This window comes from Streptomyces sp. CBMA123 (assembly GCF_014596465.1).
GTDB lineage: Bacteria > Actinomycetota > Actinomycetes > Streptomycetales > Streptomycetaceae > Kitasatospora.
Window position 1 is genome coordinate 1 of sequence record NZ_MECK01000067.1, and the last position, 13,727, is coordinate 13,727.

A 13,727-nucleotide genomic window follows, 5' to 3' on the forward strand; every position below is an offset into this window, starting at 1 on the left:
GCCTGCGCCCGAGCACCCTGCGGGCGCTGCGCTCCGCCGCCCGCGCCGCCGACGTGGTGCTCGCCCACGGCTCCGACACCCTGGCCGCCTGCGCCCTCGCGCTGGCCGGCACCCCCACCCCCTTCGTCTACGTCTCGGTCGGCCACCCGCGCTACTGGACCGCCAACCGGCTGCGCAGACTCCGCGGCGGCGCCCTGATGCACCGTGCCGCCGCCGTCACCACGCTCACCGACGAGGCGCGCGAGGTGCTGGAGGAGCAGTTCGCACTGCCCGGCGGCAAGGTCCGGGTGATTCCCAACTCCCGTGCGGCGGAGAGCTATCCGCCCGCCGACGGCCGGGCCGACCGGCGCGCCGCCCGGCACGCCCTGGGCCTGCCCGCGGACGTCCTGCTGGTCGCCTGGATCGGCGCGATAGCCCCCGAGAAGCGGCTCGACCTCGCCCTCGACGTGCTCGACCGGCTGCCCGACGTCCGGATGGCCGTCGCCGGGGACGGCCCGCTGCGGGAGGCGCTGGCCCGCCACCCGGCCGCCGCCCGCGCCCACTTCCTCGGCCCGCTGCCCGATCCGGTCCCGCTCTACCGGGCGGCCGACGCGCTGCTGCTCACCAGTGACAGCGAGGGGGTGCCCGGCGCGCTGATCGAGGCGGCCCTGGCCGGGGTGCCCGCCGTCGCCACCGACGTCGGCTGGGTGCGCGAGGTGGTCCGGGACGGCGCCACCGGCGCGCTGGTCGCCCCGGGGGACCCGCTCGCCCTGGCCGAGGCACTGGCCAAGGTGCTGGCCTGCAACCGCGCGGGCCTGGGCGCGGCCGCCCGGGCGCACGCGCTGGAGCACTTCGAACTGGGCGCGGTGGTGGACGACTGGCAGCGGCTGGTCGCCGAGGTGTGGACGGGCGCTCCGGCCGGCTGAGCCCAGCCGCGCGTCGACGGACGCGGGTGTCGACGGATGCGGATGTCCGCGGACCCGGGTGTCGACGGATGCGGGTGCCGACGGACGCGGATGTCCACGGACGCGCGGCCGGCTACGCCGTTCGAGCGAATCCGGGCCCGCCGCCCCCTGTCGACTCGCCGGTAACGGGACGCCACCACCACACTGCCCGGTGTGAACTCGAAGTCGCTGCTGCGGTCCACCGTCCTGCTCGCCGTCGCCGCCGGGATCGCCGCATCCCCCGTCCAGGCTGGTGCGGTGGCTCATCAACCCCCTTCCGAGGGCGTCCAGTTCGTCAAGATGGACCGCCCGCAGCCGGTGCGCGAGAGCGCCCGCACCGAGGCCGTCGAGTTCTTCTGGTACGACTGCGGCCATTCCCAGGCGCTGGAACAGCCGCTGCAGGCCTGGGTCGAGCGGCACCGCGCCGACGTCGCGCTGCGCCGGGTCCCGGCGATCTGGCCGGGCGGCCCGGAGGAGGGCGTGCAGCGCGCCCACGCGCGTCTGTACTACACGCTGGAGCGCCTCGGCCTGGTCGAGCGGCTGCAGGCCAGCGCCTTCCGCTCGATCCACACCGACGGCGCCGACCTCACCACCGAGGCCGCCGCCACCGACTGGGCGGTGCGCCACGGCGTCGACGCCCAGCAGTTCCGTACGGCCTACCGTTCCGCCGACGTGCGGCAGTCGGTGGACGACGCGGCCGCCCAGTTCGTCCGCTACGGCATCAACGAGCTGCCGACGGTGGTCGTCCAGGGCGAGTACCGGACCTCGCCGACCAAGGCCGGCGGCGTCGAGGCGATGCCCGAGGTGCTCGACTACCTGGTGCAGCGGGAGCAGCTGCAGACGCACTGATCGTCGGCTCCGGCAGAAGTCCACCGGTGCTTGACGGCGGTTCAGCTCGCTCGCGACGGATCCGCAGCAGGCCTTGCCTAACCATTTAAATCCTGTTTAATGGTTAGCATGAGCGAGCTGACGATCCCGCACGTCCACCACCGCCACGTCGACCTCGACGGCCTGCGCGTCTTCTACCGTGAAACCGGCCCGGCCGACGCCCCCGCCCTCCTGCTGCTCCACGGCTTCCCGTCCGCCTCGCACCAGTACGCCCGGCTGCTCGACGCGCTCGGCACCCGCTACCGCCTGATAGCCCCCGACTACCCCGGCTTCGGCCACAGCGACAGCCCCGCGCCCGACGCCTTCCCGTACCGCTTCGACACCCTCGCCGACGTGATCGAGCGCTTCTGCCTCGCCCTCGGCCTGGACCGCTTCGCGCTGTACGTCTTCGACTTCGGCGCACCCGTCGGCCTGCGCCTGGCCACCCGCCGGCCGGAGTGGATCACCGGCCTGGTGGTCCAGAACGGCAACGCCTACCAGGAGGGACTCTCCGACCAGGCAAAGGAGTTCATCGCCCAGCGGCGCGGTGTCCCCGGCGCCGAGGCGGCCGCCCGGTCGATCCTCACCCTGGACGTCACCCGGAGCCAGTACGAGGGCGGCACCGGGGACCCGAGCCTGGTCGCCCCCGACGGCTGGACCCTCGACCAGCACTTCCTCGACCAGCCGGGCCGCAAGGACATCCAGGTCGAACTGGCCCTCGACTACTTCTCCAACGTCGAGCTGTACCCGCAATGGCAGGCCTGGCTGCGGGCCGATCAGCCGCCCACGCTGGTGCTCTGGGGGCGCAACGACCCGTTCTTCACCGAGGCCGGCGCCCGCGCCTACCTGCGCGACCTGCCCGACGCCGAACTGCACGTCTTCGACACCGGGCACTTCGCCCTGGAGGAGAAGCTGCCCGAAATCGCCCCGCTGATCGACGACTTCCTCGCCCGGACGCAGAAGTGACGCCGCTCATCGGGGAGTTCAGTCGCGTCGCAGCAGATAGGTGACGAAACCGAGCGTCCCCCGATAGCCGTGCAGCCACCCGGCGCGGTGGTGGTCCGCCGCCTCGCGGGCGGTGGCCGCGTCCGGGTGCTCCGGGTGGTCCAGTGCCCACTCGGCCAGCGAACCCGTCCAGGCGAACTCGTAGTCGTCCCACTCCCGCACCGTGCTGACGTGCGCGTCCACCGGCGTCCAGCCGTCCGCGAGCACCCGGTCGGTGGTGGTCGCCAGGTCCGCGAAGTCCTCCGGGGCGGCGCCCAGCCCGTCCAGTGCGGCCGGGGAGGGTGCCCGCTCCCAGAACCCCTCGCCGACCAGCAACCGCCCACCGGGGGCCAGGAGTTCACCGGCCGCGGCGAGGGTGGGCAGCAGCCCGTCGAAGGCGTGGGTGGCGCCCACGCAGAGCACCAGGTCGAAGCGCTCCCGGTCGGTGAACTCCCGGGCGTCCCGGTGGTGCAGACCGATCCGGCGCACCACGCCGAGCGCGGCCGCCGTCTCCCGGGCCCGGGTCAGCGCCGCCGCGTCCACGTCCACCCCCACCGCGTGCCAGCCCGGTCGCGCGGCCAGTGCCCGCAGCAGCCAGGCACCCTCGCCACAGCCGAGGTCCAGTACCCGGCCGGACTCCTGCCCGCCGAGCGCCCGCTCCAGCAGCCGGGCCACCGAGCCGTCCCCCAGCGGCGCCGCGATCGGACGGTGGGCATGGGCGAGCCGGGAGATCTGCTGACGGTCCATCCGAGCAGTATGGGCCCGCCCTGCCCGCCGTGCCGGGCTTTTTCACGCCCCGGAATACGTCCGGCCCTTCCAGGCCGCACCCCGCCCCCGCCAGTGCTGCACCGCCGAGTCCACCGTCATCAGCAGGTACAGCGAGGCCGTGAACGGCAGCAGCAGCACGGCCACGGCCGGTTGCCGGTAGTACCGGACCATCGGCAGGTACGTCCCCGCCATCAGCGCCCAGGCCGCCCCGCCCGCCAGCGCCACCGGCGCCACCCCCGCCACCAGCCCGGCCACCGTCGCCACCGGCGGCACCAGGTACACCAGCGCCAGCCCCAGCACCGTCCCGAGCAGCAACAGCGGCGAGTGCCGCAACTGGGCGTACGCGCTGCGCGACACCATCCGCCACAGCTGCTCCAGTCGGGGGTACGGGCGGACACTGTCCACCTCCCCGGCCAGGCCCAGCCAGGTGCGCCCGCCCGAGGACTTCACCGCCCGGGCCAGCGACACGTCGTCGATCACCGCCCCCCGGATCGCCGCCACCCCGCCGGCCCGCTCCAACGCCTCCCGCCGCACCAGCGAGCAGCCGCCCGCCGCGGCCGCCGTCCGGGCGCCCGGGCGGTTGCTCCACCGGAACGGGTACAGCTGGGCGAAGAAGTACACGAAGGCCGGGACGACCAGCCGCTCCCAGCCGGTCGCCACCCGCAGCCGGGCCATCTGTGACACCAGGTCCAGCCCGTTGGACTCGGCGGCGGCCACCAGCTCGGCCAGCGAGTCCGGGCCGTGCGTGATGTCCGCATCCGTCAGCAGCAGGTACTCGACGTCCGGACCGGCCAGTTCCACCCCGTGCCGCAGCGCCCACAACTTGCCCGTCCAGCCCTCGGGCAGCGGGGGAGGGGTGGTCACGGTCAGCTCCAGCCCGTCCAACGTGCGCAGCTCCGCCGCCACCGCTCCGGTGCCGTCCGAACTGTGGTCGTCCACCAGGATCACCCGGGCCCGCCCCGGGTACTTCTGCGCCAGCAGCGTCAGCAGGCTCACCGGCAGTACCGCCGCCTCGTCCCGGGCCGGCACCACGATCGCCGCCTGCGGCCACCGCACCGGCGGACGGCGCGGCGGCAGGCGGACGTCGGTGCGCCAGAACAAGCCGTGGCAGCACGTCAGCCAGAGCCAGACCAGCAGGGAGAACGCGGCGATCCACAGCAGCACGGTCACCCCGGCAGTCTGCCGCAGATCGGGCCGCGACCGGCGGATCGACTAGAGTCTCACCCCGTGAAGATTGCACTGATGGACTCCGGAATCGGCCTGCTGGCCGCCGCCGCCGCCGTTCGGAAGCTGCGCCCCGACGCCGATCTGGTGCTCTCCTCCAACCCCGCCTCGATGCCGTGGGGGCCGCTCACGCCCGCAGAGGTCACCGAACTGGCCCTCGGCTGCTGCCGCGCCGCCGCCGCCCTCGAACCCGACGCCCTGGTGATCGCCTGCAACACGGCCTCGGTGCACGCACTCGACACCCTGCGCGCCGAACTCGAGCCCGGCCTGCCCGTCATCGGCACCGTCCCGGCGATCAAGCCCGCCGCCGCGGCCGGCGGCCGGGTCGCCATCTGGGCCACCCCGGCCACCACCGGCAGCGCCTACCAGCGCGGGCTGATCCGCGACTTCGGCGGCACCGCCGACATCACCGAGGTCGCCTGCCCCGGCCTCGCGGACGCCGTCGAGCACGGCGACGACGACGCCATCACCGCCGCCATCGCCGACGCCGCGGCCCGCACGCCGGAGGGCACCGACACGATCGTGCTCGGCTGCACCCACTACGAGCTCGTCGCCGACCGGATCCGCGCCGCCGTCGCCCCCACCGCCTCCCCGGCTCTCAGCTTCCACGGCTCCGCCGACGCCGTCGCCGCCCAGGCCCTCCGCCGGGTCGCCGACCCCGCCCGCACCGGCGCCGCCACCCTCACCGTCCTCCACGCCGGCATCCCCGCCACCCTCCCCACCACCGCGACCCTCTATCCCCAGGGCCTCACCCTCACCCCGGTCATCGCCTGACCCACCCGGCAAGGCCGGGGCCCTCGGCCCGCCGCACCCGTACCCCCTCGAAGGCCCCACCCCGCAGGCCGGGGCAGCCCGAGGTGATCCCTGGCCCGGCCGATGGGCACCGGAAGTCGGCCGGGCCGACTTCTCGTACAGCGCGGCTAGGGCCCCCGAGGTCGGTCGTGGTCGCGGGCGGGGTCGGGCACGGTGCCTGCCTGGGCGGCACGAGCCCGGCCGGATTCGTGGCTGCGCAGCAGAAGTCGGCCTGGCCGACTTCCTATGCCCCGCAGGCACCCGGAGTGGCCGCATCAGGTGCCCCGCCGCCCGGACGGCACGCTGCGCGGGAAGTCGACCGGCTCGACTTCCCGCGCAGCGGCGCTGCCGGTTCCTGCGCAGTGGCGCCGGCGGTCAGGCCACCTCGTGGCGGCGCCAGCGGCGGTAGGCGGGTTCGAGGCCGGAGAGGATGGTGTCGAAGCGGCGGGTGCTGGTGGTGGAGTCGACCTGGAGCCGGCTGATCTGGAGCGGGTGGGTGGGGAGGCGGGGGCCGAGGCGGTGGTCGGAGAGGAAGCCGAGGCGGTAGCCGAGTTCCTGCAGGACGGTTTCGGCGCGCGCGTCGTGGCCGCCGTCGGGGTAGGCGAAGGCGATCGGGGGTTCGCCGAGCCAGTGGGTGAGGGCTTCGTGGGCGCCGGTGATCTCGGCGCGGACGGTGACGTCGTCGCAGCGGCCGAGGCACGGGTGCCCCTGGGTGTGGTTGCCGATGGCGACTCCGCCGTCCCGGAGGGCGAGGAGGTCGGCGGGGGTGAGCTGTTCCTGGCGGGGCGGCCGGCGGTCGGCGCTGACCCGCAGTTCGTGCAGGCTGCGGCGCCGGTCCGGGTCGGGCATGGCTTTGAGCCGGGGGAGCAGCTGGGAGGGGTGGCCGCAGTCGAGTGAGCGGGCGCGGCCGCCGTGGCGGGCGAGGAAGTCGGCCTCGTGCCACCAGAAGGGGCGCTCGGTGCCGATGAGTTCGGAGATGACGAAGGCGGTGGCGGGGATGCCGCGCGCGTCGAGGGCGGGCAGGGCGTGGGTGAGGACGCTCCGGTCGGCGTCGTCGAAGGTGACCAGGACGCTGCGCGGCGGCAGCGGCCGCCGCTCGGTGACGGCCTGGAGGACGGCCGCCAGCGAGACCGGGGTGGCGAGCCTTCGCAGCCGGTCCAGCTGGGCGCCGAAGGAGCGGTGGTCGGTGACCCCGTGGTAGGCGAGGACGGCGAGTCGCTGGGCGGCCCGGGCCCGGAACAGCGGTTGCACGGGGGCGAACCGCAGCCATTCGCCCCGTGCGTCCTGGTGTTCCGTCTCGGTGTGCGTCGCGTCGACGTGCTCGGCCCCGACACCGAGCGCGTCGACACCGGGCGCCTCGATGTCGGGCGCCTTGGCGCCGACCGGCCTGGCACCGACCGACCCGGTGTCGAGCGCCTCGGCACCGACCATCTCGGCGTGCTTCGTCTCGAGGCGCTTGGTGTCGAGTCGTCTGGTGGTTTCGAGACGCTTCGCCTCGATGACCGGTCGGGACCGGCCGGCGCCGTGGTGGTCGGATGCGCGGCCGGTGGGTGGCGCCAGTGCCCGGACCCCGGGCATGGGCCTGGTGCGGGCGGTGGAGGTCGACGGGGTGGACTGGGTCTGCGGCAACGGTTCCCCCTTGGTCGCCGAGCGGCGTGGCGGTACCGCCGGAGGACGGAGCCCGGCCTCCGACTCCAGGGGGCGGCGGCTCCGCTCCCTGGGTATTCCGGTTCTCGGTGGGGGGTCTCACCCGTCCCGTGAACGGCTCCTGGATCACTCGATGCCATTGAGACCCCTGCACCAGGCGGATGGTTGTACCGGGGGGACGAGGATTTTTCGTGGACTGATTGTGGAGCCCGCACACGTGTCCGCAGGGCAGGAGCACCCCCGGACGGGCGGTCGCGCAGGGTGCGCGGGGCCTCACTCCCTGCGGGCTGCCCCGGTGGCGGGCCCGGGGTACCTTGGGCTCATGGCAGATGCGGACCGTGACCCCTTCCACCTGCACGGCGCGACCCGATGGACCCGCGCGTGCAGCGGTGGAGCCCTGGTCACCCACCGGATTCCGCTGGCGGTGGCGGGTGTGGCCTGTCTGGTGCTGGGCATCGTGGTGGCCGTGATCGTTCCGGACAGTGACGGTCCGGCCTGGGCGATGGCGGTGGCCGGCTGCCTGGCGACGGGTGTCCTGCTGCTCGGCCGGATCGTCTTCGGGGTGGTCCGTCGGAGGGGTGCCGCGCTCTGATCGCGGCACCGGCGTTCACTCCGCCGGACGCTTCGCCGGAGGCCGGATGCGGCTGATCAGCAGATCGAACGAAATTGGTCAGAACGACCGAATTTCATCTCTTCTGACAATTGCCCGCGTTGGTGTTTCACCATTCCCTGACAACGGCTTCCTCCCCCCGCTACTCCCGGAGATGGCTCGATAGGCTGCGCCGCATGGCGATTCCCCCCTTTCTCCTCGAACTCCGCTCCCTCGTGGGCACCCGTCCGCTCTGGCTGAGCGCCGTTAGCGCCGTCGTCCTGGACGACCAGGGCCGGGTACTGCTCGCCCGCCGCGTCGACGACGGGCGGTGGGCGTCGGTCGGCGGCATCCTCGACCCGGGCGAGCAGCCCGCCGACGGCGTGGTGCGCGAGTGCCTGGAGGAGACCGGTGTGGAGGTCGTGCCGGAACTGCTCGCCTCGGCCACCGTCACCCCTCCGGTCACCTACTCGAACGGCGATGTGACGCAGTACCTGGTGCTGACCTTCCGCTGCCGGGCGGTCGGCGGCGAGGCCCGGGTGAACGACGACGAGTCGCTGGAAGTGGGCTGGTTCGCGCTGGACGAGCTGCCGCCGATGATCGACTCCGAGCACGTCCGGCTGCGCCACGCGCTGGAGTGCCAGGGGCCGGCGGTGTTCACCCTGGAGGGCCGGGAGCGCCCGTGACCAGCGGGGTTCAGCCCTTCTGCTGCCGGTAGGCCTCCTCCGCCGCGTCCAGCACCGCGGCGAGGTCCCCGCCCGCGGTGGCGGTCGCGGTCGCGGCCACCGCGCCCTCCACGAACGGCGCGTTCGCGAACCGGACCGGGAACGGCAGCCCGTGCTCGTCGGCTTCCGACAGCAGGGCCAGGACGGTGGTGACGGCGCTGCCGAGGTCCGCGAGCACCACCACGCCGTGGCCCTGGTCGACCCGCCGGGTGGCGGCGGCCACCAGCACCGCGCTGATGCCCGGCCCGTCGGCCGGGTCGCCGCCCGTCGAGGCGACCGGTGCGGGGGAGTCGGATCCGGTCAGCGTGAGCGCCAGCGAGCGTACGGCGGTGGCCAGTTCCCGGCTGTGCGAGACCAGGACGATTCCGACCCGGCCGTGCGCCGAGGTCCGCGCCGGGGTCGGCCGGGGCAGCGGGGTGGCCGAGGGCGGGGTGCGCGGAGCCGGCGGGTGGGCCGAGGGGGCGTCGGAGATGGGGATGACGTCGGCGCGGGTGCCGTCCCGGCGGCTCATCGGCTGCTCCCTGAGGCGAGTTCATGGGTGAATTCACGGGTGAGTTCATGGGCGGGGTGTCGGGCGGGGAGTGCGGTGGTCCTCGGCGGACCGCGGGCGGAGCGCCGAAGTCGTAGGTGGCGTACGGGCTTTGCGCGGGCGTCCGGCGGGGGCGTACGGGCTTCGTACGGTCCGTCCGGCCCCGCCGGGCACCAGCCCGCCCGGCGGGGCCGGTCCGCACGCGTCCTGGCAGATCCTGGCAGCTGCCCGCCGCCCCGCCGGTCGGGACACGCCCCACCGCGTCCCGAGCGCTTCTTCGGCGGCCCTCCTCCCCGGCCGGGGGAGTCCTCGTCAACCCGCTGACCGGGGCGGGGAGGTGTGGCTAGGCTGACCGTGGAATTCCGTCGGGAGGAGATCGGTCAGTGGGAGTCAACAGCGGGACGGACACCGGGGTGAACGTCGGTTCAGTCGGCACCGAGCCGGAGCTCGCGCGGAACGGGAAGCCGAAGGTGGACTTCACCGGGGCCGAGTGGCTGTGCAGCAGCCAGGGCGTCGGGGACGTCCAGATCGCGTTCGTGGACGGGTACATCGGGATGCGGGACGGCCGTCAGGAGGACGGGCCGGTCCTGGTCTTCACCCCGGCCGAGTGGCGGGCCTTCGTACTCGGCGCCCGGGACGGCGAGTTCGACCTCACCTGAGCCACCCGCGCGCCGTCCGGGCGCGTCGCGGAGCGGCCCGAGCTGCGGCAAGGCGTGCAGCGTCGGGACGCTCCGCAGGTGGTTCCGGGGGCGGTGCCGACGCGGATTTCGGCACCGAACATCACAACTGATGATCTATTGAGCGTGCCACGTCAGAATTTCTGTTGACTGTTAGACAAACGCAGCTCAGAGTATGAGCACAGGCAGACGCCGTGCCCACCGCCCCCACGCGGCCAGACACGGCGCCTGCTGTGCGGCCCGGCGGTTGCCAGGCCTACCTCCCAGTCATCCCCTGCGCACCGGGGTGCGTCGGCCGGTCCCGGCCCACGAGGGGCCGGCAGTCGCCGGGAGGCTGGTGCCGAAGCCGAGAGCGACTCGGAGGCGGCACCGTTTGCTCGGGACCCGCACGCCCCCACGCGGCGGCGTCCCGAGCAGATCCACGGGAGCGACGGGCCGGGGCCCCGCGGATCTGGCTCTTGTTGCACGGAACTGCAATGGAACTGTTGGCTTGTGTGTTGTGCTGTGTGCGACGACGAAGCTGGGTGCTCGGCAGTTCGGCACGAAAAGTGCACAGTGAGGGAAACGCGTGTAGGGCCGCGTTGCGACATGCCGTCCCCCCGGAGGGTGAAACCCAGAACGGCTGTCGTGCTGAACCGAACGTAGCCCGGACGGTTGCTCAGAGTCAACATTGGTCTCTGAGCGTCGACCTCCAGCCCGTCCCCCGTCGGTGTCCCACCCGCCTCGCGAGTGTGGTGTGCCGGACACGTACGATGTTCCCATGTCTTTTCTCCGCCGTCGCTCCGGACAGCCCGCCGGCCCGGACTTCGACGTGCTCGCGATGGACCCGGGTGACTGGCCCGGCGACTTCGGTGCGGCCATGATGACCGGCCCGGACGGCTCCTGCCAGGGGATTTTCCTGCGCTACGACCTGTTCGGCGGCAGAGGCCCGGCGATGTTCATCGGCAACCTCCCCGAGGGTTCGCCCGCCCGGGAGACCGGTGACGACGTGCCCTTCGAGGTGCGGCAGCTGCTCGCGGCGCTGGAGAACGACGAGCCGGTCGAGTTCGTCTCGGCCGAGGACTTCCCGGTCATGCTCGGGGACGACCTGCTGATCGTGAAGAAGGTCAAGACCAGCGAGGAACGCGTGTTCTGTGCCCAGTTCGGCCGCAGCGACGGCGTCCTGGTCACCATCGCGTCCTGGGACCGACCGATTTCGGACGACCTGTATCAGCTGCTGAAGCCGCTTCCGGCCGACATGTTCCAGCAGGGCTGACCCGGGCCCGCCCGGGGCTCGGACACTGCTTGACGGTATCGATCACCGGTTCGTACAGTCGCGAACATGCCGTGCCGTCTCCCGCTGTTGACCCGTCGCAGGCATCTGGATCTGTGCCGGACCGCCAGCGCGGTGTGTCCGGGCCGCTGAGGGGGGATCTCGCCCCCATGGCGGCGGGCGGCCGACCGAGCCGGGTCGGCGCCGAATCCGGGGGAGGGCCGTGGGTCGGCCTCCGGGGCCGCCGGCCGGTTCCGCGCGCCCCGTGGCGTGCCGTCCACACCCGCTGAGCCCATGCTGCCGCCCGGAGGCACCAGCACCATGACGACCATCGCCGCAAACGATCGTTCACCGAATGATCGCCCTCGAACCGAACCGGCGGATTCCGGTCATTCCGCGCCGACCGCCCCGCCCGCGCGACCGACGGCCCCCGCACGGGCTGCACGGCCCGCAGCGCCTACCCCTCCCGCGACGACCGCGCCGACCGTGACGCCTGGGGCACCCGAGGCGACCCTGACGCCCGCGCCCGAGCGCTCGGCGGTCGAGGCCGCCCTGGCCGGTCTGCCCCGGGTGGTCGACCTGCTCGCCGCCCGCGCCGAGGAGCACGACCGCGACGCGACCTTCCCGTACCAGGGCATCGAGGCCGTCCACGAGGCCGGGCTGCTCACCCTGACCGTCTCCCCGCGGTACGGCGGGCCGGGCGGCACGCTCGCCGACACCGTCCGGTTGCTGGCCCAGCTCGGCCGCGGGGACGCCTCGGTGGCCGTGGTCACCGCCTTCACCCTGCTCCAGCACGCCGAACAGGCCCGCCGCGCGAGCTGGCCGACGGCCGGCTACCGCCGGCTGCTCACCGAGTCCCGGCGCGGACCGGCGCTGGTCAACACCCTGCGGACGGAGCCCGGCGGCCGGCCGGACGACCTGCCCGGGACGGTGGCCCGACGGGACGACGAGGGCTGGCTGCTGACCGGCCGGAAGACGTACTGCACCGGCGCCGAGGCACTGGCCTGGATGGCCGTCACCGCGCGCACCGACGAACCCGAGCCCCGCACCGGGACGTTCCTGGTCCGCGGCGAGAGCGAGGGTCTGGAGATCGACCCGACCTGGGACCAGCTCGGCTTGCGGGCCAGCGCCAGCCACGACGTCGTGCTCGACGCGGTGCGGGTCCCGCTCGAACTCGGGCTCGGTCTCCGCATACCCGGCCAGGAGGACGCCGCGGAGGCCGAACTCGCCCGCGCCTGGCACGACCTGGCCCTCGCCGCGGTGGCGGTCGGGGTCGCCCGGGCCGCCGAGGCCTGGCTGGTCCGCTTCCTGAACCAGCGCACTCCGGCCAATCTGACCGAACCGCTCGGCACCCTGCCGCGCTACCGCTGCGCCCTCGGCGAGATCGACGCCCAGCTGATCGGCGCCGAGGAACTGCTCCACGGCCTGGCGCCCCGGGTGGACCGGGGCGAGCCGGACGCCGTGGCCCGGACCGGCCCGGCCCACCTGCTGGCCACCCGGGCCGCCACCGCGGCCGTCCAGCAGGCCGTCGCGCTCACCGGCAACCCGGGGCTGAGCCGGCGTCACCCGCTGGAGCGCTACCTGCGGGACGTGCTCAGCAGCCGGGTGCACCTGGCCGCCGAGGAGGCCGTCCTGGACGCCGCAGGCCGGGCCGCCCTGGCGCGCGGCGCCAGGGCCTGAGGCGTGTCACCGGCCGTGGCGGCACCGGCGGTTCAGCGGGTGCCGACCGCGGCCCGGACCGCCCGGCGGGCCAGCGCGGCGTCGTCGTAGAGCCGGCGGATCATGATCCGCTGCTCCTCGCCGGCGCCCGGCACGTCGTACAGCCGGATCTCCCGCATCAGCACCAGCACCAGGTTCACCAGGAACGCGTCCCGGGCCAGCGTGCCGCCGCTCTGGGCGAGTTGGCTGATCTGGCGGCGGGCGGCGGTGTCGCCGGAGAGCACGCTCCACAGCACCGCCAGGTCGTAGCCCGGCAGGTACCAGCCGGCCTGCTCCCAGTCGACCAGCACCGGGCCCGACGGCGCCAGCAGCATGTTGCTGAGCAGGGCGTCGCCGTGGCACAGCTGCAGCGGGGTGTTGCCCAGGCCGTGCAGCAGGCCGCGCAGGTCGCCGGCGTCCCGGTCGGTGAGCTGGCCCACCGAGTGGTAGCGGGCGATCTCGAACTGGTAGTCCAGGCGCGGCTGGAAGACGTCGCTCGGCGGCCGCCAGAGGTTCAGCGTCCGCACGGCGCCGAGCAGCGCCCGCACCTCGCCCGGGGTGGGCGCGTTGACCGGGTGGCGCTCCCGGGCGGCCGGGCGGCCGGGGACGCGCTCCATGACGAGCACGCACCGGTCGTGGTCGGCCGCGACCAGCCGGGGCAGCCGCACTGGCGGACGGTGCCGGACGAACGCCCGGTAGACCGAGACCTCGTGGTGGAAGTCGGCCACCAGCTGCTCGAAGTACCCACTCCGCACCGCCTGCGGCGCCAGGCACTTGGCGACCACCGGCGCCCGCCCGATGGTGCCCGCCACCAGGATGTGGCGGCTGCCCTCGCGCAGGACCTGGCGCGGGGTGAACGCCGGACATATCCGCGCGACGCTCCCCAGCGCGGCCCGTACCGCCGGGGTCTGCAGCGCCGACGGGTCGATCCGCTCCGGCCCGACCGGCTGACCGGGCCGCCGGGTGCGCAGCACCTGGCCGTCGGCCTGCCGGGCGAGCGGGAGGCGGTGACCGGCCGGCGGGACGGCCTCGGGGGCGGCGCGCAGCCCCAG

15 protein-coding genes are annotated in these 13,727 nt (G+C 74.1%); 10 read left to right on the top strand and 5 right to left on the bottom strand.

Annotation, left to right across the window (positions count from 1 at the left end; all coding sequences use genetic code 11):
• The 3 genes from BG452_RS10440 to BG452_RS10450 form a co-directional block, all read left to right on the top strand.
• Positions 1 to 905, top strand: a 905-nt coding sequence (locus tag BG452_RS10440) for a glycosyltransferase family 4 protein (protein ID WP_188303953.1), incomplete at its 5' end; no start/stop codon positions are given.
• Positions 906 to 1,097: 192 nt separating this feature from the next.
• Positions 1,098 to 1,772 carry a thiol:disulfide interchange protein DsbA/DsbL gene (locus tag BG452_RS10445; RefSeq protein WP_188303954.1) on the top strand — a complete coding sequence of 225 codons (675 nt, stop codon included), beginning with the start codon at positions 1,098 to 1,100 and terminating at the stop codon, positions 1,770 to 1,772.
• A gap of 108 nt (positions 1,773 to 1,880) precedes the next feature.
• Positions 1,881 to 2,756, top strand: a complete 876-nt coding sequence (locus BG452_RS10450) for an alpha/beta fold hydrolase (RefSeq protein ID WP_188303955.1) — start codon at positions 1,881 to 1,883, stop codon at positions 2,754 to 2,756.
• 18 nt (positions 2,757 to 2,774) lie between these two features.
• Here the strand turns inward: BG452_RS10450 and BG452_RS10455 are convergent, their stop codons facing one another.
• Positions 2,775 to 3,521, bottom strand: coding sequence for an SAM-dependent methyltransferase (locus BG452_RS10455; protein WP_188303956.1), 747 nt, complete (start codon positions 3,519 to 3,521; stop codon positions 2,775 to 2,777).
• A gap of 42 nt (positions 3,522 to 3,563) precedes the next feature.
• The gene (locus BG452_RS10460) at positions 3,564 to 4,712 is read right to left on the bottom strand and encodes a glycosyltransferase (RefSeq protein ID WP_411292922.1); all 1,149 of its coding nucleotides are present in this window, start codon (positions 4,710 to 4,712) and stop codon (positions 3,564 to 3,566) included.
• Between the two features lie 57 nt (positions 4,713 to 4,769).
• On the opposite strand from BG452_RS10460, the gene BG452_RS10465 reads away from it, so the two are divergent.
• Positions 4,770 to 5,540: a glutamate racemase gene (locus BG452_RS10465; protein WP_188303957.1), complete on the top strand. Its 771-nt coding sequence runs from the start codon at positions 4,770 to 4,772 to the stop codon at positions 5,538 to 5,540.
• A 393-nt stretch (positions 5,541 to 5,933) separates the two neighbouring features.
• Here BG452_RS10465 and BG452_RS10470 read toward each other — a convergent pair whose 3' ends face one another.
• Complete coding sequence (locus tag BG452_RS10470) at positions 5,934 to 7,187, bottom strand: polysaccharide deacetylase family protein (protein ID WP_223242032.1); 1,254 nt, start codon at positions 7,185 to 7,187, stop codon at positions 5,934 to 5,936.
• A 340-nt stretch (positions 7,188 to 7,527) separates the two neighbouring features.
• On the opposite strand from BG452_RS10470, the gene BG452_RS10475 reads away from it, so the two are divergent.
• Complete coding sequence (locus tag BG452_RS10475; protein WP_188303958.1) at positions 7,528 to 7,797, top strand: hypothetical protein; 270 nt, start codon at positions 7,528 to 7,530, stop codon at positions 7,795 to 7,797.
• Between the two features lie 194 nt (positions 7,798 to 7,991).
• Positions 7,992 to 8,480, top strand: a complete 489-nt coding sequence (locus BG452_RS10480; RefSeq protein WP_188303959.1) for an NUDIX hydrolase — start codon at positions 7,992 to 7,994, stop codon at positions 8,478 to 8,480.
• 10 nt (positions 8,481 to 8,490) lie between these two features.
• Here the strand turns inward: BG452_RS10480 and BG452_RS10485 are convergent, their stop codons facing one another.
• Positions 8,491 to 9,030, bottom strand: coding sequence for a PTS-dependent dihydroxyacetone kinase phosphotransferase subunit DhaM (locus BG452_RS10485; RefSeq protein WP_188303960.1), 540 nt, complete (start codon positions 9,028 to 9,030; stop codon positions 8,491 to 8,493).
• Positions 9,031 to 9,461: 431 nt separating this feature from the next.
• Here BG452_RS10485 and BG452_RS10490 point away from each other — a divergent pair, with 431 nt between their 5' ends.
• From BG452_RS10490 to BG452_RS10500, 4 genes are all read left to right on the top strand, one after another.
• Positions 9,462 to 9,707 carry a DUF397 domain-containing protein gene (locus BG452_RS10490; protein WP_188303966.1) on the top strand — a complete coding sequence of 82 codons (246 nt, stop codon included), beginning with the start codon at positions 9,462 to 9,464 and terminating at the stop codon, positions 9,705 to 9,707.
• A 778-nt stretch (positions 9,708 to 10,485) separates the two neighbouring features.
• Positions 10,486 to 10,980 (top strand): hypothetical protein, encoded by a 495-nt coding sequence (locus tag BG452_RS10495; protein ID WP_188303961.1) that lies wholly within the window; start codon positions 10,486 to 10,488, stop codon positions 10,978 to 10,980.
• Between the two features lie 66 nt (positions 10,981 to 11,046).
• Positions 11,047 to 11,130: a putative leader peptide gene (locus tag BG452_RS48060; protein ID WP_350516047.1), complete on the top strand. Its 84-nt coding sequence runs from the start codon at positions 11,047 to 11,049 to the stop codon at positions 11,128 to 11,130.
• Positions 11,131 to 11,463: 333 nt separating this feature from the next.
• Positions 11,464 to 12,657 carry an acyl-CoA dehydrogenase family protein gene (locus BG452_RS10500; protein WP_317620976.1) on the top strand — a complete coding sequence of 398 codons (1,194 nt, stop codon included), beginning with the start codon at positions 11,464 to 11,466 and terminating at the stop codon, positions 12,655 to 12,657.
• 32 nt (positions 12,658 to 12,689) lie between these two features.
• On the opposite strand, the gene BG452_RS10505 is transcribed toward BG452_RS10500, so the two are convergent.
• Positions 12,690 to 13,727 (bottom strand): aminoglycoside phosphotransferase family protein (locus tag BG452_RS10505; protein ID WP_411292923.1); only part of this gene is annotated, 1,038 nt, incomplete at its 5' end.